We start from the raw sequence: 20,276 nt of genomic DNA, 5'->3' as shown, positions 1-20,276 counted from the left end.
GCCGGCTCGTCACTCACCCGCTGATGAGCGGCCACAGTCCGTCGGCGCCCGCAGCGACTGCGGCATCGGCGACGATCTCCTCCCATTCGTGGACCGATCCGAACTCCGAACGCCACGCGAGTGCCGTAAGCGTGACCTCGTGCAGGGGATGTTCGAGCGTCGTCCCGATGGCGCCGTGGACCTGGTGGGCGTTGCGCACCACCGTGGACGTCGCGCGGCCGGTGCACGAGCGCGCCACGGCGACGAGGAAGCGCAGGTTCGGTGCGGACCAATCGGATCGCACGGCTGCGGTGAGAGCGGACTCGGTCGCCGCCTCGGCCAGCGAGGTCTCTGCGGCGATGTCGGCAACCAGGCCCGTGACGGCCTGGAATCGGGCGAGGGGCCGACCGAACTGCTCACGCTCCACGGCGTAGCTGCTCGTGAGGTCGAGCGTGCGCTCGAGGGATGCACAGGTCTGGACGGCGCGCGCCATCGCGCCGCGTAGTCGGAATCGGTCGATGACGCTGGTGTCGACATCGGCTCCGGTGAGGGAATCGAGTTGCGCAACAACGGTATCCCGCGGTTCGCCGGCCACGTTGGTCCCAGCGGCGATGTCGAGGTCCGAGGTGTTGACGTCGGCAACCCGATAACCGCCACCGGACGGCCAGGCGACCACCACTCGCTCCGCGCCTGCGGCCCAGCCCACATTCCGTGCGGTCCCGTGCCGGTCGAGGACACACGCCGATCGGCGCGCATCGTCGACGGGGGAACCCGCCTCCGACAGCAGCCATCCTGCCAGCAGGTCATGTTCGACGACCGGCGTCCGAACCCCGTGGGCGGCTGCGGCGCGCAGCAGTGCTGCGGCCGCGAACCAATCGGCTCCGCTCCCGCCGTTCTCCTCTCGGCCGGTGAGGCGGGCGAGTCCGAGTTCGGAGAGCTGTTGCCACAAATCGGGATCCCAAGCGCTCGGATCCCGGTCCGCGGATTCGTCGGTGGCCGCCCGCTGACGGTGTGTGGCGAACACCGCGGACAGCAGGTCCGCGAGTTCCCGGTCGACGGCGGACCCGGACATCAGCGCAGCCCCAATCCGCGGGCGATGACCCCGCGCAGCACCTCGTTGGTACCCCCGCGCAGAGTGAATCCCGGCCTCTGGACGACGGCGGCATCGACCATCCGACGGTGTTCGGCGAGTACGGGATCGGCGTCGTCGGTCAGCACATCGGCCCAGTCGGCGATGTCGCCCTCGGTGGTGGTGCCCAGCACCTTGACGACCGCGGCAGCGGTGTCGGCGGGTTCGCGACGGGTGAGGGCGCCGGCGACGGCCGTGGACATCTGATGCAAACCGGCGACCCGTGCCACGAACCTTCCGAGATCGGGGTGGCGGGGCAGCGTCCCGTCGCGCATCTGTGCGGCAGTTTCGGCCAGCAGTGGGAACGTCGACAGAAACCGTTCCGGCCCACTGCGTTCGAAGGCCAGTTCGGAGGTGACCTGAGTCCACCCCTCGCCGAGGGTGCCGAACAGCTTCGACTCGGGGACGAACACGTCGTCGAGGAGGACTTCATTGAAATGGTGCCGTCCATCCATCGACCGGATCGGACGGATGTCGACGCCGGTGCGATCGAGGTCGACGATGAACTGACTCAGTCCGCGATGCCGGTGGGAGGTGTCGAGCGGCTCGGAACGAGTGAGACAGATGAACGCTTCGGCGAGATGGGCGCCGGAGGTCCACACCTTGGTCCCGCTGATGGACCAACCGCCGTCGACCCGGGTCGCCCGGGTGCGGACACTCGCCAGGTCGGAACCCGAGTCGGGCTCGCTCATCCCGATCGCGAAGAAGCAGGTTCCTGCGGCGATCCTCGGGAGATAGTCACGCTTCTGTTCCTCTGTCCCGTACTTGAGCAGTGATGGAACGATCTGCCGATCGGCGATCCAGTGAGCCGCGACCGGTGCGCCCGCGGCCAGGAGTTCCTCGGTGACGACGAACCGGTGCGTCGCGTCGAGGCCGTGGCCGCCGTACTCGACCGGCACGGTCATGCCGAGCCATCCGCGCGCGGCCAGGGCACGGGTGAAGTCCTCGTCCCAACCGGTGAGCCAACTGTCGACGTCGCGGTCGATCCGACCGGCGGTCCGCTGCTCGTCGACGAACTCCCGCACCTCGAGTCGTAGCGCGTGGTGTTCGGAGGGATCGTCGATGCTCGGCGGGACCAGACGCTGATCGGGCATGGTCTGCACGATAACGGGTGTGGGTGGGGGCGGGGTCTCGATACGCGACTCACTCCGTTCGCCGCTACTCGACCGGCGGTGAGGGTGGGGCGGGGGTCTCGATACGCGGCTCACTTCGTTCGCCGCTACTCGACCGGCGGTGAGGGTGGGGTGGATCATGGAGGCACCGATCACGAAAGGCTGGCGATGGACGGGCGAACGATCGCGACAGCGGCACTGGGTCAGTTCAAGAAGGCACGGGTGGCCTATCTCAAGCTGCGTGGACAGACACCCGACAGCGTGGCCGAACAGCGTGTGGCCGCCGGCACCTCGTGGGACGAGTTCTGCGACACCCTGAAATCGGCGGGTGCGGCGATCGTGTTCCCCGGCACGCCCTCCGACCCACTGACCCAGGCCGAGGGCTACCGCTACCTGAGCAGATTGACGCGGGCGGGATTGGAGGCCTTCGTCGAGTACGCCGATCCGCGGGCGCCGGTGTTGCGACGGATGATCCACGAGACCGCCAAGATGGGATCGGACAACCCGGACAACCACTACCTGAACGCCACCATCGACGGCGCGCTCGACTATCGCATCACCGGCACCCGCGGCACTGTCGACTACCTCGGATTCGGCACCCAGGAAGGCAATTACGGCGAGGGCGGCCAGATGCCGACCACCGGATACGTGGAGGCGGCAGACCTCGACATCGGTCCCGACGGTCGTTTCGAACTCGTCCTGAGCGCCACCGAGCGCGAGGGCAACTGGCTCCCGATGACGTCCGGGACCGGTTTGCTGATCGTCCGTCAGACCTTCGCCGACCGAGCCACCGAGATTCCGGCCGAGCTGCACATCGAACTGCTCGATGGTTCGGCGTCACCAGCGCCGCTGACCTCGGCTCAGCTGGACGCCGGACTCGGCAAGGCGAGCCTCCTCGTCGCAGGGGCGTCGATGCTCTTCGCGAAATGGGCACGCGACTTCCAGAAGCACACCAACGAGTTGCCGATGTTCGACCCGGAGCGCTCCACCAAGGCCGGCGGCGATCCGAACATCATCTACTACCACAGCTATTGGAGGCTGGGGCCAGACGAGGCGCTGGTGATCGAGAGCGAGGTCCCGGAATGCGACGGCTGGAACTTCCAGCTGGACAACCACTGGCTCGAGTCCCTCGACTACCGGTATCACCCGATCCATGTCAACAAACACACCGCGACGTACCGGCCGGACGGGTCGGTACGGATCGTGGTCACCCATCGTGACCCCGGGCTGCCGAACTGGATCGACACCACCGGCCACGATTGCGGTGCGATGACCTTTCGGTGGATTCGCGCGGCCGCGCATCCGCAGCCGCATACCCGCGTGGTGGCGGTCTCCGAGCTGTCCCGTCTGGACTGAGCCGGAATCCGTGGCACGACATGACCGCAACCTTCGTCCCGTTCCAGCGCAGGCCGATCCGCGCGATCAACCGGATCGGTGAACTGCTCGAGGGGCATGGCGTGCCGAGCGCTGATCTGTCGGCGGACACCGTGCGGCGGCGCGCGGCCGACAGCACCGGTCTGTCGTGGGTGGCTGATGCCCAGGCCGAGGAAGCGCTCGACGTCCTGTGTGCGTCGATCACCGAGGAGGCCCGTCTCAGTACGTTCGGCGCTCTGGTCATCCGTGCCCGCCTGCACGGCCTGCTCACCACGCGGCTGCGTGTCGCGGAGTTGATCCGCACCCATCCGGAGATCACCGCCGTGACGATCACACCGCCCGTCGTGATCGCGGGCCTGCAACGCAGCGGCACCACCATGCTGCACCGCCTCATCGCGGCGGATCCGGGGATCCGGGCAGTGGGGTCGTGGGAGGTCATCCACCTCCTGCCACCCAAGTGGGAGAAACCCGGCCGGCCCACGATGCGCGTCGCGCAGACCACGGTGGCCGAATGGGCACTGCGTTATCTCAATCCGAAATTCTTCGCGATCCACGCCGTCGAGGCCGACGGACCCGAAGAAGATGTTCTGCTGCAGGAGTATTCGCTGCTGTCGCAGGTGCCCGAGGCGATGCTCGACGTCCCCTCGTACGCACGATGGCTGCGCACTCAGGACATGCACGGCTCGTATGAGTACCTCAAGATCCTGCTGCAGATCCTGCACCTCCAGAACCCGCGACCGAACTGGGTACTCAAGACGCCCGCTCACCTCGAACATCTCGACACCCTGCTCGATGTCTTCCCCGACGCGCTCATCGTCCAGACCCATCGTGATCCGTTGCGCACCACGGCATCGTTCTCGAGCATGCTGGCGCACGGCCATTCGATGTTCAGCGACCGCGTCGACGCGGAAAGGGTTGCACGGCATTGGCTGTCACTCAACGGCGAGATGGTGAACCGTGCGCTGGACGTGCGGGCGCGGCGGCCGGACGCCTTTCTCGACGTCGGTTACGACGATCTGGTCGAGGACCCGATCGGACAGGTGGAGCGCATCTACGCGGCGGTTGACCTCGAACTCACCGGCTCCATCCGCACACGGATGGAGCACCATCGATCCGGGCACAGCCAGCACGCGCACGGCGTGCACACCTACACCCTCGAAGAGTTCGGCCTCTCTGTCGCCGAGGTCGAGACGGTCTACGCGCGGTACCGCGCGGAATTCGATCTCTGATCCGTGCGATTTCCCGCTGGTCGAGCAGCGGCGCAGGCTCAGCTGCTCACCGCGGCCACGTGGCCCCGGTCAGTTCCTCGGCTTTCGTCCACAACCGACCCGCCACATCGAAATCGCAGGCAGCCGAGGATCTTCCGAAGAGAACCGGGTCGCCTCGGAGTGCCCAGAGGCCGTCCACGCCGACATAGCTGCCCGGTGCGATCGGTTCGGTCAGGCAGTACAGCGTGGTCTGTGCCCCTGCATCGACATCATTGGCGAAGGCAGACGCCGTACTCTGCACCACCTTGTGCGCGAAGCCCAGGCCCGGTTTGTTCGAGATGTTGGACGCGACCCACCCGGGGGTGGTGAGCATCGCGGTGACAGGCGAACCCTCGACGCGAAGGCGTCGATCGAGTTCGAGGCCCCAGAGCATGACCGCCAGCTTCGACCGCGCGTATGCGCGCGGCGGACTCCATCTGGCGCTGGCCAAATCGAGATCGTCGGGGTCGAGTCTGGCACCGCGGTGTGCGTCGGAGGCCACCGACACGATCTGCCGTTCGATGCGCGGCAGCAAGAGATTCGTCAACGCGAACGGGCCGAGGAAATTGGTGCCGATACCCATCTCGAAGCCGTCGGCGGTTGTTCGGTGCTGATGGGGAAAGACGCCTGCATTGTTGATCAGATAGTCGATCGGTCCCTCGAGGTTGTCGGCGAAGGCGCGCACCGACGCCAGGTCGGCGAGGTCGAGGGTGGCCACCTCGCACTCGCCCCCGAACTCACGAGCCCGTTGCTCGCCCAGTTCCACGTCGCGCACCGCCAGCACCACGCGGAGGCCTGCCCGTGCCAGAGCACGTGCGGTTGCCATGCCCAAACCATTGGTCGCACCGGTCACGACGACGCGTCGCCCGGCCAGAGTCGTCAGTCGGTCATCCGCCATGGCCCGAGCCTAACCGCCGGACGGATTGCCCCGGGTGAGACGAATCATTAGAATAGTCTCATGTCATCGACGACGCAGACCCCGCCTGCGCTCATGCCGCCCAGGCGGCATCGTTCTGCGGATGCACGCGGACGCCGGATGGGACGACTCCTCCGCATCTACTGGCGGTTGTCAGAGCCGAGCGAGGACGACCTCGAGCTCCTCGGCCGTCGCCTGATGATGCGCGACGAGCCCGCGGCTGCGTTGGTGCGGGCGATGCGGCTGCCCAAGGAGGACGCGGCACGCGTGACGATGGCCCAGTTCCAGGCCGCGCTCGAAACGGGTGTCACGGATGAGAGCCCGGCGGCCCTGCGGTCCTTCTTCTCCGTGGTCGAGGACACGCCGGACTGGGTCGATCCCGACCTCTGCGAACGCGGTGCCACTGTCTTCCGACGCTTCGGTCAGAACGCCGACGATGTTCTCCTGCAGCTCTCGCTGATCGGTGGTTATCGGTTCGGTGGGCCGGTCGATCTCCTCGCGGAGACCGGTGGGCTCTCGGGGAGCACCACGAGGCGTCGCCTCGGTGAGACGCAGACCTGGGCGATCGCGGTCGGGCAACGGGACGGAATGGTCCGAGACGGTACGGGATGGAAACTCACCGTCCACGTACGGCTGATGCACGCGCTCGTCAACGAGGCCTTCGAACGCAACGGACGATGGGACAGCACCGAGTGGGGGCTACCGATCAACCAGACCGATCTCGCGTCGACCCTGAATCTGTTCAGCGGTGCACTGATGATGGGTGTGCGAGCCCTCGGTGTGCCGATCAGCAGGGACGATTCACGCGCGCTGATGCATCTCTGGAAGTACGTGGGATGGCTCATCGGTGTGGACGACGACTGGTTGTTCGACGACGAGCGCGACCAACATCAACTCAGCTACGCGATCCTGCTGTCGCAGACCGATGTGACCGACGCCGGTGGCCAGCTCGCTCGGGCGCTCGTCGACGTGCAGGGCGAGTTGCACTACCGGTTCGTTCACGCCATCTCGGCCCGCTACACCCGGGAACGTCTCCTCAGCATGCTCGAAGGCTTCCTCGGCGCCGAGGGGATGCGCGATCTGACTCTGCCGCAACGGCTTCCGTGGGCATTCGGCACCGCATGGGTCCGGAACACGATCAGTTACCGGCTGATCGGTCCGACGCCGGTCGGGGGTCGATATCTGGAGTGGCGCGGACAGCGCGCCCGCGATCGCGCCCGCTACCGTCACTTCGGCAATGACGGAGCAGAGATCGGTTCTCTGCCGGTCGGCAGGCACGGCTGACGAAGTCGGTCAGAACAACCGGCCCGCCCGCACCTCCGGTGGCTCTTCCAGTTCGAGGAGCAGACGTTTGCGCTCCAGGCCGCCGGCATATCCGGTCAGGGCGCCGTCGGCGCCGATGACCCGGTGGCAGGGGATGAACACACTGATCGGGTTCTGCCCCAGGGACCGGCCGACGCGTTGCGCCAGGAATTTGTCGCCGAGGCGTAGCGCGAGTCCGCCGTAGGTGGTGGTCCGCCCATACGGGATGTCGTGCAGCAGGGACCAGACGCGTTCGGAGAACGCGTCACCCTCGGCGTGCAACGGCACATCGAAGTCGGTTCGGTCGCCGGCGAGGTACTCCTCGAACTGGGTCACCGCCAGGGTCAGCACCGGATCGTGGTGCGGGGTGACCCGTTCGCCGAATGCCGAGGTGTCCGCGATCTCGAGATAGCAGCCGACCAGGACATCGTCGTCGGCCACGAGGGTCGCGTCGCCCAGCGACGTCTCGATCACCGCATGTCGTACCGTCTCCATTGCGCACTCCCAGATCGCGTGGGTCCACCCTACGACGTGACACCGACATCGTCCGGCGACGTCAAGCCGGCCGGTGCTTCTCGAGGTACGCGCCGATGGTCGATCGCTGGTAGCGGGATACCTCGTCGGCATTCTCGTCCTCCGCGAACACCGACGACACCATCACGGTGTCGTCGCGATCGAAGAAGCCGAGTCGGCTCAGCCCGGCGAAGAACTCGTCCCAGTCGACGTCCCCGTCGCCGATCTTCAGATGCTGGTGCACCCGGACCGGGTTACCCGGCGGATTGCTGATGTAACGCAGACCGTGTGACCGACGGTGATCCATCGAATCGGCCACATGCACCAGACGCAGCCTGTCGCCTGCGGCGGCCATGATCTCCGACATGTTCCCACCCATGTGGAACGTGTGGCACGCGACGTAGACCATCCCGATGTTGGGGGAGTTCACCCCGCGGATGATGCGCACGGCCTCGAGACCGTCCTCGACGAAATCGTCGGGGTGCGGATCGATCCGGACGTCGATGCCCTCACGCTCGATGATCGGCAGGAGCTCGTCCATCGACCGGAAGAACGCACGCTCGGACTCCTCGGCCCGCTCGGGGCGACCCGAGAACTCGGTGTTGATGACGTTCACCCCCAGGTCCACGGTGATCTGGATGATGCGTTTCCAGTTGCGCACCGCGGCTTCTCGCGCATCCTCGTCGGGCGCCGACCACCGCATCACCGGGAGCACCGCGGCGATCTCGACACCCGCGTCGGCGCACGCCCTGCGGAAGCGGCCGACGAGATCGTCGTCGGCGCGAGGATGGTTGTAGAAGGGGATGAAGTCACGATGCGGTGTCAGCTGGAGGTACTCATAGCCGAGGTCGGCGACGAGCGCCGGGAACTCCAGGAGGTCGTGACTGTGGTGGAACGGAGTCGGGTCGAGCGCGAGTTTCATCAGCGCGTGCCCTTCTTCGCGTAGTCGGCGATGGCATCGATGTTGCTCTTGTCGATGAACGCCGGTCCGGTCAGCGTCGGCAGGCCACCGCCGATGACGTTGCGGTTGTTGAGATACAGCCACAGTGAATCCACCGCGAGGTAGCCCTGCAGGAACGGCTGCTGATCCACCGCCCACTGCACCGAGCCGTCCTTGATCGCGGTGACCAGGGCCGCGTTGGTGTCGAAGGTGGCGATCTTCGCGTCGCTACCGGCGTTGTCGGCGGACTTGACCGCGGTCAACGCGATGGGTGCACCCAGCGTGATGATGTGGTCGACACTCGGATCCTCCTGCAGTTTGGCCGCGATGGTCGACTGCACACCGGGCATGTCGGTGCCATTGACGTTCAGGTTCTCCACGACGCCCCCGGCCATTCCGGCCTTGACTCCGGCACAGCGGGACTCGAGTGCGACGTTGCCCTGGTCCTGGATCACGCAGACGACCTTTTTCGCACCCTCATCGTGCAGTCGCCTGCCGGCTGCCTCGCCGGAGACCTGCTCGTCCTGCCCGAAGAAGGACTTCGCGCCCATCGCCTTCCAGGCGTCGATACCGGCGTTGAACGCGACCACCGGTAGCCCGGCGTCGGTGGCCTTCTTGACGTTCGGCGCGAGCGCCTCCGGCTTGGCCAGGGTGACTGCGAGCGCATCGACCTTGCTGTCCAACGCATTCTGGATGAGGTTGGCCTGATTGGGTGCCTCCAACTCAGAGGAGTACCTGAGGTCGATGTTGTCCTTGGCCGCAGCGGTCTCGGCACCCTTGCGGATCAGATCCCAGAAGGTGTCACCCGGAGGTCCGTGGGTGACCATCGCGACGGAGAACCGTGGTGTGTCGGCGGACCCGGCGTTCATGCCGCCACCGCCGGAGTCGGGTTTGCCGCCGGTGCTCGAGCAGGCGGTCATCAGTGCGACTGCCGCGGCCACAGCACAGGCGATCGTGAATGTTCTGCCGTGTGACCGGCTTCCGGTGGAGGGCATGGTGATCTCTTCTCTTCGGGCCGGCTCTCAGGGAACCAGAGTGGAGTCGGCTGATCGCAGGGTGCCGGCGGCGACCTGCAGGCCTTCGAGCGCGTCGAACTCGACGTCTTCGTGTTCGATGTTGACCCACATCTCGGGGTCCACCTTCTCCAGCGCCTGCAGGAAGCGGGCCCAGAAGTCGACGTCGTGGCCGCGGCCGACGGCGACGAAGTCCCATGCCGAATCCTCGGGCCACTTGTTCACGACATGCTTGCCGCCCAGTCCGGTGGGATTCTCCGACAGGGGGATCCGGGTGAAGCGCTCGTCGAGCACACCGTATATCCGGCAGTTGTCGTTGATGCGGGTGTCCTTGGCGGCGGCGTGGAACACCAACGGGCCCAGCCATTCGACGGCCTCGACCGGGTCGATGCCCTGCCAGAACAGATGCGACGGATCCATCTCGGCGCCGACATTGGTGGCGCCGACCTTGTCGACCAGACGTTTGAGGGTCGGCGGGTTGAACACCAGGTTCTGCGGGTGCATCTCGATGGCGACCTTCACCCCGTTCTCGCGGGCGAGGGCGTCGATCTCGGTCCAGAACGGCACCGCGACCTCATCCCATTGATAGTCGAGCGAATCGAGATAACCCGAGTCCCAGGTGTTCACGTGCCACGCCGGCCACAGGCCACCGGGGTGGGCGTGTGACAGGCCGGACATGGTGACCACCCGGTCGACGCCGAGCAGCCCGGCGACCCGGATCGCCTTGCGCAGGTCCTCGGCGTCTTCGGGTCCGACCTCGGGATCGGGATGAAGTGGGTTTCCGTTGCAATTGAGGCCTGCGATGGACACGCCGGTGCCGTCGAAGTTCGACAGGTACTCCGCCGGGGTGACGGCACCGGAGAGCAGGTCGTCGACGGGCAGGTGCGGGGCAGGCAGGAATCCGCCGGCATTGATCTCTGCGCCGGTCAGGCCCACGGAGGCGATGACCTCGAGCGCCTCGGGGAGCGGACGGTCGTGCAGGATGGCGGTGTAGACACCGAGTTTCATGGGTGTGGCTCCTTGGTTGGGGGTGTAGCCCCGCTGATCGAGTTAGTGAGGAGCTTGCGACGAGCGCATCGAGATCGCGTTCTGCGTCGATCTCGATGCGCTCGGTCGCAGGCTCGCGGGCTTACTCGATCAGCGGGTTGGAACGATCAGCGGTTGGATCAGCGGATAGGGCGGGGCGATCAGATGACCTTGACGGTTGCTCCGCCGTCGAGTGCGGATTCGGTGATCGCGGCAACCACGCGCATGCTGTGTAGGCCGACGTCGAAGCCCGGTAGCGGCCCGAGGGCGTCGATGCCTGCCACCTGGTCGAGGAACGCGCGGGCCTGGTAGGCGAAGAGCTCGGCCTTGCCGTGCCCGACGCCGCCCGCATCCATCGGCAGGCCGCCGCGAATGTACGGGTGCTCCGGGCCGATGGTGATGCGCCGAGGGCCATTGATGGCCCTTCGTGAACCCACGCAGGCGCTCCGGCCCTCAGGGACCGACAGAACGTCGTCGGCCACGAGTGCGAACTCTGCGATGCGTGCGAGTTCCCACGACGCCGAACCGCCGGTGCCGAAGAGTTCGAAGCCGAGACCGTCGGGCAGGCTGTGGGCCACGCGTGAGGCCGAGTAGGTGGCGACGGCACCGTTGTCGAAGGTGGCGGTGAAGGTGGCGATGTCCTCGTTCTCGACGGGTGCCTTCTCGTTGCTGACCTCGCCCTTGGTGTGGCCGTAGGTGGTGCCGATCGGGATCGGTCGTTCGGTGATGACGGTGTGGAACTTGGCTCCGGACACCTCGGCGATCGGACCGCAGATGAACTCGGAGAGGTCGATCATGTGGCTGCCGACGTCGGCGAGGGCGCCGGTACCGGGGCCGCCCTGGTAACGCCAGGTGATCGGCGAGGTGGGATCGAGGGCGTAGTCGCACCAGTAGTGGCCGTTGAAGTGGACGAGGTCGCCGATGGTGCCTGCGGTCAGCTCGCGTCGGATCTGTTCCACGGCCGGGGAGCGCCGATAGGTGTAACCGACGGCGGCCACGCTGTCCTTGGCAGCCGCGGAGGCCTCGACCATCGCCTCGGCGTCGGCCAGGGAACCCGCGAGCGGCTTCTCGCACAGGACGTGCTTACCAGCGGCCAACAGACCTTCGACCATCTGCCGGTGCAGGTGATTGGCCACGACCACGCTCACGACATCGATGTCGTGAGCATCGGCGATGGCCTTCCAGTCGTACTCCGCGCGCTCGTAGCCGTATCGCTTCGCGGTGTCGTCGGCGACGGCCCGATTCGCATCGGCGATCGCCACCAGACGCACATCCGGACGATCGGTGCCGAACAGGGTGCTCGCCATCCGGTATCCCGCAGCGTGGGCGCGTCCCGCCATACCGCCACCGATGACGGCGACTCCGATCGATTTCTCGGTCACTGGACCAGCTCCTTCTGTGGTGCCGGCCGTCCGGCCGGCGTGTTCGAGGTCTCAACTTGTCCGGTCTACTAAACCGGTCTAGTTTCGGCTTGATTCAGGTACTATGAGCCGAGTCACACAGCTTGTCAAGCCTTCGGTGGCGGAGCTGTCCAGGAGAGGGGATCGGTGGCGAACGCATCGCAACGGCCGACCATGCAGGATGTCGCGGACCGGGTCGGGGTGTCCAAGGCGACGGTGTCGCTGGTGTTCCGCAAGGCGCCGGGGGTTGGCGACAAGACCAGGGAAGAAGTCCTGCGCGCGGCCGAGGTCCTCGGATATCGCATGAATCGCGCGGCCGCCCTGATGACCGCGCGTCGGTCGCACCTCATCGGCGCAGTTGCCCAGATCAGCAACAGCTTTCATGCGGAGATCGTCGAGAGCATTGTCGCGGCAGCTGATGTCGCCGGCTATGAAGTGGTGCTCGGGGCGGTCACTCCGACCCACGACGAATCCCGGGTAATCGAGACCCTGATCGATTTCCGCTGCGAGGGAATGCTTCTCGTCGGACCGGAGCTGGAGACCGGGGTGATCTCGATGTTGGGCGAACGCTTGCCGACCGTGGTGATCGGGCGACGCGTGGGTGCCGCATCAGTCGATGTGGTCCGCACCAACGACGGAAAGGGGATTGGCGGGGTCGTCGACCACCTCGTGGGATTGGGTCACCGGCGGATAACCCATGTCGCGGCCGGGCCAGGGGCCATCGCCGCGGATCGTCGCACGGGGTTTCTCCGCGCCATGCAGCGCAACGGACTCCAGCGAGAGGGCGCCGTGGTCGATGCGGGGGATTTCACCGAGGAGGCCGGAATGGCGGCGGCCCGTCAGATCCTTCGCGGCGACCGGCCGAGCGCCGTTGTCTGCGCGAACGACCGGCAAGCAGTCGGCGTCCTCGACGTGCTCAGGCGGGCAGGCGTGGATGTGCCGCGAGATGTCTCGGTGACGGGCTACGACGACAGCGTGCTCGCCCGGCTGAGCAATGTCGACCTCACCACAGTCAGTCAGCAGCCACGTGACCAGGCGACCAAAGCCGTCGAGGCTGTTGTCGGGCGGCTGGACGGACAGCGCATCACCCGCGTCGCGACCACGCTCGTGCCGGAACTGGTCATCCGGGCAACCACGGCGCCGCCGCGGTGACCAATTTCCCGATCAATTTCCCGGCCCTGGGAAATTTTCGCCTATGTTGGTGACATGCATCGCGACGACCCCGGAATTGTCCTGCGCGCGCCGAGCACGAGAACCGTCGGCGCGTATGCACTGATCGTGTCGATTTCCCTGGTGCTCTCGGTCATGGTCGGCTGTTCGGCCACGTCGGACGGCTCGGCCACCGGGCCGATCGAGATCTCCACGACGAGCGGCGACCTCCACGGCATCCGGACGGCCCACGTCCGCGAGTTCCTGGGGGTCCGGTATGCGCAACCGCCGGTCGGCGATCGGCGATGGACCGTGCCGGAGCCCGTCACGAGGTCGTCGGCGCCGGTCGATGCCACCAGGGCGGGGAGTCCGTGTATGCAGACGTTTCCGGTGCCGGGCGATCATCCGCCGCCCTCCGAGGACTGCCTGACGCTCAACATCACCACACCCCGGACGATCGACGATCCGACCGGTCTGCCGATGATGGTGTGGTGGCACGGTGGTGGCTACACCACCGGCGCAGGCAGCGCCTATGACGCACAGCGACTGGCCGACCGCGGCAATGTGATCGTCGTGACGGTCAATTACCGTCTCGGCATCATGGGCTACCTGAATACGCCCGGTCTGGATGGGGGCGGTGACTTCGGCTTCGCCGATCAGGTCGAGAGCTTGCGCTGGGTCAAGGCCAACGCGCGGGCCTTGGGCGGTGATCCGGGCAATATGACCGTCTTCGGTGAATCGGCCGGTGCGATGTCGGCGTGCGCGCTGCTGACCTCTCCCGCCGCGCGCGGACTGGTCGACCGCGCGATCCTGGCGTCGGGTTCGTGCATGCTGAACTGGCCGGCAGGGACGTTGTATCCCGAGGTGCCGGCACAGACGCCGTATGCCTCACAACCCGACAGCCAGGCCACGGGCGTCGGCGCGGCCGAACAACTCGGTTGCACCGGCACGGCCGTGGTCGAGTGTCTGCGAACCCTGCCCGCAGAACGGCTCCTCACGCAGAACGAGAACTTCTCCAACCAACTCACCTACGGGACGCCACTTCTTCCCCGTGATCCGGCTGCGGCAATTGCCGACGGGCAGCGCCTGGCCATCCCGGTGATCACCGGGGGCAACCACGACGAGCACAGATCATTCGTCGGTGGGTTGCTCGCGATGCAACCGGACGCGGTGACCGCCGCGAATTATCCTGCACTGGTACAGAAGTCATTCGGTAGTCGCGCTCCCGGCGTGATGACACGGTATCCGCTCGATCGATATCCGAGCCCGGGCGTGGCGTGGGCCACGGTGGTCACCGACGCCGCGTGGGCGTGCCCCACTCTCCGAGGCGCACGTCTGATGTCCTCTGCCGCACCGACATTCGCCTATGAGTTCGCCGACGAGACCGCTCCCGACGTCAGCGGTATCACGACGATCCCACAGGCCGCCGCGCACGCGACGGACACACCGTACTATTTCGACCTCGGTGGCAAGAATCTGTTGACCTCACCGCGCCGTCGGCAGATCGCCGACCAGTTCATCGACTACTGGACGTCGTTCGCCCGCAATGAGACTCCCCATGCAGATGGCGCGACCGAGATGATCCAGGCAACCGGGGACGCGCGCGACGTTCTCCGATTCGGCACGACGTCGACGCGGCCGGCCGACTTCGCCACCGAACACCAGTGCGACTTCTGGGGATAGACGACCATGCCATCTGCACGCACATCGAATACCACGTTCACCCACGAGGCGCGCCGCGCGCAACTGATCGAGACAGCGATCGCCGTCATCAACGACGTCGGAGTCGAGCGGGCGAGTCTGTCCCGGATGGCCGACCGGGCCGGTATCAGTCGCGGGGTCATCACCTATCACTTCACCGATCGCGACACGTTGCTGAGTGCGGTTGTGGAACATGTGTACTCGCTCGCGACAGACATACTCGGCGACCGCGTTCGCGCCGCGGGATCGCCGCGGGCGGCGCTGTCGATCTTCATCGGCGGCAGCATCGGCTTCTACGCGCGTCATGCTCCGGAGATGGCGGCGCTGACGGCGATCTATCGGTCACCAGATCACCCACGCTCCGGCCGTGGTGAGCACGCCGCGGAACTACTCGAACTGGAAAGCATCCTGTCGGCCGGGATCCGGACGGGTGAGTTCGCCGATTGTGATCCGACGATCGTGGCGGGGACGATCCGAGCAGGGCTCGACGCCGCACTTGCCCGCATCGCCGTCGGTGGCGATGCCGAACACGAAAAACGAGAGCTGGTCGCCCTTTTCGACCGGGCGACACGTGGCGACACATGATCCGCGACGCTCCCTTTGCGGGATCGTCAGGTTGTGCTCTCGGCGAGACGTCTGAGCAGGTGGGCGAGCTGTCGGACGTCGTCGGGATCCCATCGGGACAGTTGATCTCGCCACTCCGCCAGGGCAGCAAGGGTCACGTCGTCGAAGCGGGCGCGTCCGGTGTCCGTCATGGCCACCACGCGTGCCCGCGCATCGTCCGGATCGGGATGGCGCTCGACGAGACCCAGGCGTACCACGGAGTCGATCTGCCGGGTCAATGTCGACTTCTCCAGTCCCAGCTCGCCCAGCAGGGCAGACATCGGCACGGCGTCGTTGCGAGAGAGCAGGACCAGCAGCGGGTAACAGGTCGGATCCAGTTTCGGGTGGATCGCGCGCACGCGGTCCCGGATCTGGATACGACCACGCCGCCAGATGTCGACGAGTTCGGCCTCCAGGTCGGTGATGGGATCCGGGCCCATGGTCGCAGTCGTACCTTCCCCCTCGGCGCGGTCGGCGGGTTCCGACATGCTCAGACAGTACCGAGATGCACGAACGCCGGCCGGTGGTCTGTCCGATCCGCGACGGAACATCGGGTGCGCGCGATGCGTTGGAGCCAAGGTGTCCGAGGTCAGGAGCCGACGGACGGAGAGGATTGCCTGCCATGACCGTGACGGTTGACATCTGGACCGACATCAACTGCCCCTTCTGCTACCTGGGGAAGCGACGTTTCGAGGCGGCGCTCGAGGAGTTTCCGCAGCGTGACGGCGTCACGGTGGTGCACCGTTCGTTCGAACTCGATCCGACGCTTGCACCGGGAACGAGCGCTCCCGTCGTCGAACACATAGCCCAGAAGTACGGGATTCCGGTGGAGCAGGCGGCCGCGAACGAGCAGGGCATCGCTGCCCAGGCCGACGACCTCGGACTGGGCTACCGGACGAGTGGTCGCGATTTCGGCAGCAGTTTCGACATGCATCGCCTGCTCCATCACGCCCTTGCGCAGGACAGGCAGGAAGCTCTGCTCGACGCCCTGTACGAGGCGAACTTCGCCGAGGACGAGCCGTTGTTCGGTGATCGCGAGCGATTGGTCGAGATCGCGGTGCGCGCCGGACTCGACGAGGCAGGCGTGCGCGCGGTCGTCGACGATCCGGATGCCTACGCGGACGCCGTCCGTCGGGACGAGAGCGAGGCTGCTTCTCTCGGCGCCACCGGCGTTCCGTTCTTCGTCTTCGGCGGCAAGTATGCGGTCTCGGGTGCGCAACCGTCCGAAACCTTCGCCAGGGCATTGCAACTGGCCTGGGGCGATCAGCTCCTCCCGGTGGGCGTGGAGTCGGCAGACACCTGCGGGCCGGACGGGTGTGCGGTTGCGGACGACTGAGCATCACGTCTGACCCGATACCGAGTCGGGTGATTCGGACCGCCCGGGATTCCGGCGCGGCCGACGCTGGACGGAATCCCTGCGGATCACCGACCCCCCTCCTACAGTTGTGTGAGTCCACAACGCCGAACAGTCGGGTAAGGGGTCGCCGCCATGTCCACGCCAGGCTCCGTCGTGAAGGGTGCCCCCTCCGCGGGGCTCAAAGAGCTCACCATCCGCGGGATCGTCCTCGGTGGTCTGATCACCTTGGTGTTCACTGCGGCCAACGTCTACCTCGGTCTCAAGGTGGGACTGACCTTCGCCACCGCCATTCCCGCTGCTGTCATATCGATGAGCCTGCTGCGGTACTTCGCGGATCACTCCGTCGTCGAGAACAACATCGTGCAGACGATCGCGTCGGCAGCCGGAACGCTCTCGGCGATCATCTTCGTCCTGCCGGGACTCATCATGATCGGTTGGTGGACGGGCTTCCCGTACTGGACGACCGTGGCGGTGTGCCTGATCGGCGGCATCCTCGGTGTGATGTATTCGATCCCACTGCGCCGTGCCCTGGTGACGGGATCAGATCTCCCATATCCGGAAGGGGCGGCTGCAGCCGAGGTCCTGAAAGTCGGTGACACCGCACAGGGTGCCGAGGAGAACCGGCGCGGCCTACGGGTGATCGTGGTGGGAAGTGTTGTCTCCGCGGTCTTCTCGTTGCTCACCCAGACCAAGCTGATCGCCGGCACGATCTCCGGCGCCATTCGGGTCGGTTCGGGTGGAACCATGTTCGGTGCCGGACTGCTGTTCTCGCTGATCGGTGTCGGTCACCTCGTCGGCATCACTGTCGGCATCTCGATGCTGATCGGGCTGATCATCTCCTACGGTGTGCTGCTGCCGATCCGGACCTGGGGCGATGTCCCGGCCACCGGTTCCATCGAGGACGTGGTGAGCGATGCCTTCACCAACGATGTCCGATTCATCGGCGCGGGTGCGATTGCGGTGGCGGCGATCTGGACGCTGATCAAGATCATCGGACCGATTGTGCGGGGGATCAGGGCGGCGGTGGTCTCGACGCGGGCGCGGCGGGCCGGCTCGAAGGTCGATCTCACCGAACAAGACATCCCGGTCACCATCGTCTCCGGTGTCATCCTTGCCTCCTTGATCCCCATCGGGTTCATGCTCTGGGACTTCGCAACGGGAACGGTGCTTCACGGCAGTGCCGCCGGGATCGTCACCGTGAGCATCGTCTTCGTCTTTGTCATCGGCCTGGTCGTCGCGTCTGTCTGCGGGTACATGGCCGGGCTGATCGGATCGTCGAACAGCCCTATCTCCGGGGTGGGGATCGTGGTGGTGCTGGTCGCCGCCGTCCTGATCAAGATCACCTTCGGGTCGGCAGACGATTCACAGTCCACCGCACTGGTCGCCTACACGCTCTTCACCGCGGCCATCGTCTTCGGCGTGGCGACGATCTCCAACGACAATCTGCAGGACCTCAAGACCGGTCAGCTCGTCGGCGCGACACCGTGGAAGCAGCAGGTGGCACTGGTGATCGGCGTCGTGTTCGGTTCCGTGGTCATCCCGCCTGTGCTGCAGCTGATGCAGACGGCGTTCGGCTTCGTGGGGGCGCCGGGAGCAGGCGACGACGCGCTACCGGCACCGCAGGCCGGGCTGATCTCGTCACTCGCCGAAGGTGTGTTCGGTGGCGATCTCGATTGGGCCCTGATCGGCGTCGGTGCGTTGATCGGGGCGGCGGTCATCATCGTCGACGAGGTGCTGGGCAAGACCACGACCAGGTTTCGGGTTCCTCCGCTGGCGGTCGGCATGGGGATGTATCTGCCGATGTCGGTCACCCTGGTCATCCCCATCGGCGCCTTCATCGGTCGCGCCTACAACAATTGGGCCGAGCGCACCGGCCGGAATGTGGAGCGCAAGAAGCGCATGGGTGTGCTGCTCGCCACCGGCCTGATCGTCGGTGAGAGCCTGTGGAACGTGGTGTTCGCCGCGATCGTCGCTGCGACCGGCAACGACGCCGTGCTCAACCTCCCGTTCATCGGTGACGGTTGGGAGACCGGCTCGGAGATCCTCGGCGTCGTGCTGTTCGTCCTGGTCGTCGCCGGGCTGTACAGGTGGACCCAGAACTGGGCGTCGAAGGAGTCGGAGCCGGACGCCGCGCAGGATTCGGTGCGGTAGGGGCTCTCGGTCGCCGGACGTCAGGTGGCGGCGCACTCCCCGATGGCCTGATCGAGTATCGCGAGTCCGGATCGCAATTCGTCGTCGGTGGCGGTCAGCGGAGGTGCGATGCGGAAGATGCCACCCATGCCGGGAAGTTGGACCACGTTCATGTGAAGCCCGAGGTCGAAGCAGCGTTTTGTCACTGCTGCACCGAGTTCGTCTGCACCGGTTCTGGTTTCGCGATCGGTGACCAATTCGATGCCCTGCATGAGTCCGCGTCCACGGACATCGCCGACCACCGCGTGACGGTCCGCGATTGCGAGAAGGCCGTCTCGCAGGACTACGCCCGCTTCTCGGGCCCGCGCATCGAGTCCGTCCCGGATGAGCACATCGAGAACGGTGTTGCCGACGGCGGCCGGTAGCGGATCGGAGACGTGGGTGGTGAAGAACAGGAAGCCACGTTTGTGCGCGATCGCCTCGATCTCCGCCGACGTGATGGTCGCGGCGAGGGGGAGGCCTGCGCCGAGGGTCTTCGAGAGGGTGAGGATGTCGGGGACCACGCCGTCGCGCTCGAAGGCGTACCAGTTCCCGGTGCGGCACAACCCGGTCTGGGCCTCGTCGACGATCAGCAGCATGTCGCGCTCGGTGCACTTGTCCTTCAGTGCGCGCAGATAGCCGAGGGGCAGGTCGATGACGCCGCCGGAGGAGAGAATCGGCTCGACGATGCAGGCGGCGAGCGAGCCGACCGACTGGGCGTCGATCATCTCGAATCCGTAGTCGAGTTGGCGTTGCCAGTCGAATGATCCGTCGGCCGCCACGAAGTCGGGGCGGTACGCGTTCGGGGTCGGTAGTGCGAGATTGCCCGCCGCCACCGGACCGTAGCCCTTCCGGCCTGCGCTGTAGGTCGCGGCGGCCGCGGCATGGGTCATGCCATGCCACGAACGTGCGAACGACACGACCTCGTGCCTGCCGGTGACGAGCTTGGCCAACCTGATCGCGGCCTCGTTGGATTCTGCCCCGGTGGTCAACAGCAGGACCTTGTCCAACGGGTCGGGCAGGGAATCGGCGAGCCGCGCCGACAGCTCCACCACCGGCTCGGAGAGCATCCCGCTGAAGAGGTGGTCGAGCGTGCCGATCTGCCGTTGCACCGTCTCGACGATGTCCGGATGTGAATGGCCGAGGATTGCCGACATCTGGCCCGAGGTGAAGTCGAGAAGGGCGCGGCCCGCCACCGTGTACACGTGAGTACCCGCCGCGCGCCCGATCAACTCCGGCGAGATCGTGCCGCCGTAGCGCAGCAGGTGACGTTGCGGATCGCCTGCGAGCGGGCTCGGGGGCCCGATGTGGTCACGAGTGCTCGTCATGGTGCAACGGTACGTCGC

General features: G+C 66.3%; 18 protein-coding genes. 8 read left to right on the top strand and 10 right to left on the bottom strand.

Annotated elements, in window-relative coordinates; all coding sequences use genetic code 11:
• Positions 1-13: 13 nt before the first annotated feature.
• A complete protein-coding gene (locus tag IDF66_RS11010; RefSeq protein ID WP_387998731.1) occupies positions 14-1,051 on the bottom strand; it encodes an acyl-CoA dehydrogenase family protein in 1,038 nt (345 codons plus the stop codon).
• Positions 1,051-2,202, bottom strand: a complete 1,152-nt coding sequence (locus IDF66_RS11005; RefSeq protein ID WP_190266858.1) for an acyl-CoA dehydrogenase family protein — start codon at positions 2,200-2,202, stop codon at positions 1,051-1,053. Before IDF66_RS11005 ends, IDF66_RS11010 begins: the two co-directional genes overlap by 1 nt.
• Before the next feature lie 186 nt (positions 2,203-2,388).
• Here IDF66_RS11005 and IDF66_RS11000 point away from each other — a divergent pair, with 186 nt between their 5' ends.
• Both IDF66_RS11000 and IDF66_RS10995 read left to right on the top strand, forming a co-directional pair.
• On the top strand, positions 2,389-3,576 hold the full coding sequence (locus IDF66_RS11000) for a hypothetical protein (protein WP_190266857.1): 1,188 nt from the start codon (positions 2,389-2,391) through the stop codon (positions 3,574-3,576).
• A 20-nt stretch (positions 3,577-3,596) separates the two neighbouring features.
• Positions 3,597-4,823, top strand: a complete 1,227-nt coding sequence (locus tag IDF66_RS10995) for a sulfotransferase family protein (RefSeq protein WP_190266856.1) — start codon at positions 3,597-3,599, stop codon at positions 4,821-4,823.
• A gap of 46 nt (positions 4,824-4,869) precedes the next feature.
• On the opposite strand, the gene IDF66_RS10990 is transcribed toward IDF66_RS10995, so the two are convergent.
• Positions 4,870-5,739 (bottom strand): SDR family NAD(P)-dependent oxidoreductase, encoded by an 870-nt coding sequence (locus IDF66_RS10990; protein WP_190266855.1) that lies wholly within the window; start codon positions 5,737-5,739, stop codon positions 4,870-4,872.
• 60 nt (positions 5,740-5,799) lie between these two features.
• Between IDF66_RS10990 and IDF66_RS10985 the strand changes: the two genes are divergently transcribed.
• Complete coding sequence (locus IDF66_RS10985; RefSeq protein ID WP_190266854.1) at positions 5,800-7,041, top strand: oxygenase MpaB family protein; 1,242 nt, start codon at positions 5,800-5,802, stop codon at positions 7,039-7,041.
• A 9-nt stretch (positions 7,042-7,050) separates the two neighbouring features.
• Here the strand turns inward: IDF66_RS10985 and IDF66_RS10980 are convergent, their stop codons facing one another.
• The 5 genes from IDF66_RS10980 to IDF66_RS10960 all read right to left on the bottom strand — a co-directional run bounded on the left by IDF66_RS10980 (position 7,051) and on the right by IDF66_RS10960 (position 11,933).
• Positions 7,051-7,554 carry a methylated-DNA--[protein]-cysteine S-methyltransferase gene (locus IDF66_RS10980; RefSeq protein WP_190266853.1) on the bottom strand — a complete coding sequence of 168 codons (504 nt, stop codon included), beginning with the start codon at positions 7,552-7,554 and terminating at the stop codon, positions 7,051-7,053.
• Positions 7,555-7,615: 61 nt separating this feature from the next.
• Complete coding sequence (locus tag IDF66_RS10975; protein WP_190266852.1) at positions 7,616-8,494, bottom strand: sugar phosphate isomerase/epimerase family protein; 879 nt, start codon at positions 8,492-8,494, stop codon at positions 7,616-7,618.
• On the bottom strand, positions 8,494-9,432 hold the full coding sequence (locus IDF66_RS10970) for a substrate-binding domain-containing protein (RefSeq protein WP_223309569.1): 939 nt from the start codon (positions 9,430-9,432) through the stop codon (positions 8,494-8,496). The genes IDF66_RS10975 and IDF66_RS10970 overlap by 1 nt, the downstream gene beginning before the upstream one ends.
• Positions 9,433-9,534: 102 nt before the next feature.
• Positions 9,535-10,533: a sugar phosphate isomerase/epimerase family protein gene (locus IDF66_RS10965; protein ID WP_190266850.1), complete on the bottom strand. Its 999-nt coding sequence runs from the start codon at positions 10,531-10,533 to the stop codon at positions 9,535-9,537.
• Positions 10,534-10,712: 179 nt separating this feature from the next.
• On the bottom strand, positions 10,713-11,933 hold the full coding sequence (locus IDF66_RS10960) for a Gfo/Idh/MocA family protein (RefSeq protein WP_190266849.1): 1,221 nt from the start codon (positions 11,931-11,933) through the stop codon (positions 10,713-10,715).
• A 192-nt stretch (positions 11,934-12,125) separates the two neighbouring features.
• Between IDF66_RS10960 and IDF66_RS10955 the strand changes: the two genes are divergently transcribed.
• From IDF66_RS10955 to IDF66_RS10945, 3 genes are read left to right on the top strand one after another with little or no spacing between them, the layout of a single operon-like run.
• The gene (locus IDF66_RS10955; protein WP_190267446.1) at positions 12,126-13,103 is read left to right on the top strand and encodes a LacI family DNA-binding transcriptional regulator; all 978 of its coding nucleotides are present in this window, start codon (positions 12,126-12,128) and stop codon (positions 13,101-13,103) included.
• Positions 13,104-13,157: 54 nt separating this feature from the next.
• Complete coding sequence (locus IDF66_RS10950) at positions 13,158-14,783, top strand: carboxylesterase/lipase family protein (RefSeq protein WP_190266848.1); 1,626 nt, start codon at positions 13,158-13,160, stop codon at positions 14,781-14,783.
• Positions 14,784-14,789: 6 nt separating this feature from the next.
• Complete coding sequence (locus tag IDF66_RS10945) at positions 14,790-15,386, top strand: TetR/AcrR family transcriptional regulator (RefSeq protein WP_164308055.1); 597 nt, start codon at positions 14,790-14,792, stop codon at positions 15,384-15,386.
• Between the two features lie 26 nt (positions 15,387-15,412).
• Here the strand turns inward: IDF66_RS10945 and IDF66_RS10940 are convergent, their stop codons facing one another.
• Positions 15,413-15,844, bottom strand: a complete 432-nt coding sequence (locus tag IDF66_RS10940; protein ID WP_190267445.1) for a MarR family winged helix-turn-helix transcriptional regulator — start codon at positions 15,842-15,844, stop codon at positions 15,413-15,415.
• Between the two features lie 182 nt (positions 15,845-16,026).
• Here IDF66_RS10940 and IDF66_RS10935 point away from each other — a divergent pair, with 182 nt between their 5' ends.
• Both IDF66_RS10935 and IDF66_RS10930 read left to right on the top strand, forming a co-directional pair.
• Positions 16,027-16,740 (top strand): DsbA family protein, encoded by a 714-nt coding sequence (locus IDF66_RS10935; protein WP_190266847.1) that lies wholly within the window; start codon positions 16,027-16,029, stop codon positions 16,738-16,740.
• 153 nt (positions 16,741-16,893) lie between these two features.
• Positions 16,894-18,912, top strand: coding sequence for an OPT family oligopeptide transporter (locus IDF66_RS10930; protein WP_190266846.1), 2,019 nt, complete (start codon positions 16,894-16,896; stop codon positions 18,910-18,912).
• A 20-nt stretch (positions 18,913-18,932) separates the two neighbouring features.
• Here the strand turns inward: IDF66_RS10930 and IDF66_RS10925 are convergent, their stop codons facing one another.
• Positions 18,933-20,258 (bottom strand): aspartate aminotransferase family protein, encoded by a 1,326-nt coding sequence (locus IDF66_RS10925; RefSeq protein ID WP_190266845.1) that lies wholly within the window; start codon positions 20,256-20,258, stop codon positions 18,933-18,935.
• Between the last annotated feature and the right edge of the window lie 18 nt (positions 20,259-20,276).

This window comes from Gordonia hankookensis (genome assembly GCF_014673215.1).
GTDB classification, from domain to species: Bacteria; Actinomycetota; Actinomycetes; order Mycobacteriales; family Mycobacteriaceae; genus Gordonia; species Gordonia hankookensis.
Note: the sequence above shows the minus strand (reverse complement) of the source record. Positions and strands in the feature narration are given on the sequence as shown.

Bases quoted from the DNA above. Each gene is read 5' to 3' on its own strand.
- IDF66_RS11010 (WP_387998731.1), bottom strand. From the start codon at position 1,051: ATGTCCGGGTCCGCCGTCGACCGGGAACTCGCGGACCTGCTGTCCGCG.
- IDF66_RS11005 (WP_190266858.1), bottom strand. From the start codon at position 2,202: ATGCCCGATCAGCGTCTGGTCCCGCCGAGCATCGACGATCCCTCCGAA.
- IDF66_RS11000 (WP_190266857.1), top strand. From the start codon at position 2,389: ATGGACGGGCGAACGATCGCGACAGCGGCACTGGGTCAGTTCAAGAAG.
- IDF66_RS10995 (WP_190266856.1), top strand. From the start codon at position 3,597: ATGACCGCAACCTTCGTCCCGTTCCAGCGCAGGCCGATCCGCGCGATC.
- IDF66_RS10990 (WP_190266855.1), bottom strand. From the start codon at position 5,739: ATGGCGGATGACCGACTGACGACTCTGGCCGGGCGACGCGTCGTCGTG.
- IDF66_RS10985 (WP_190266854.1), top strand. From the start codon at position 5,800: ATGTCATCGACGACGCAGACCCCGCCTGCGCTCATGCCGCCCAGGCGG.
- IDF66_RS10980 (WP_190266853.1), bottom strand. From the start codon at position 7,554: ATGGAGACGGTACGACATGCGGTGATCGAGACGTCGCTGGGCGACGCG.
- IDF66_RS10975 (WP_190266852.1), bottom strand. From the start codon at position 8,494: ATGAAACTCGCGCTCGACCCGACTCCGTTCCACCACAGTCACGACCTC.
- IDF66_RS10970 (WP_223309569.1), bottom strand. From the start codon at position 9,432: ATGACCGCCTGCTCGAGCACCGGCGGCAAACCCGACTCCGGCGGTGGC.
- IDF66_RS10965 (WP_190266850.1), bottom strand. From the start codon at position 10,533: ATGAAACTCGGTGTCTACACCGCCATCCTGCACGACCGTCCGCTCCCC.
- IDF66_RS10955 (WP_190267446.1), top strand. From the start codon at position 12,126: ATGCAGGATGTCGCGGACCGGGTCGGGGTGTCCAAGGCGACGGTGTCG.
- IDF66_RS10950 (WP_190266848.1), top strand. From the start codon at position 13,158: ATGCATCGCGACGACCCCGGAATTGTCCTGCGCGCGCCGAGCACGAGA.
- IDF66_RS10945 (WP_164308055.1), top strand. From the start codon at position 14,790: ATGCCATCTGCACGCACATCGAATACCACGTTCACCCACGAGGCGCGC.
- IDF66_RS10940 (WP_190267445.1), bottom strand. From the start codon at position 15,844: ATGGGCCCGGATCCCATCACCGACCTGGAGGCCGAACTCGTCGACATC.
- IDF66_RS10935 (WP_190266847.1), top strand. From the start codon at position 16,027: ATGACCGTGACGGTTGACATCTGGACCGACATCAACTGCCCCTTCTGC.
- IDF66_RS10930 (WP_190266846.1), top strand. From the start codon at position 16,894: ATGTCCACGCCAGGCTCCGTCGTGAAGGGTGCCCCCTCCGCGGGGCTC.
- IDF66_RS10925 (WP_190266845.1), bottom strand. From the start codon at position 20,258: ATGACGAGCACTCGTGACCACATCGGGCCCCCGAGCCCGCTCGCAGGC.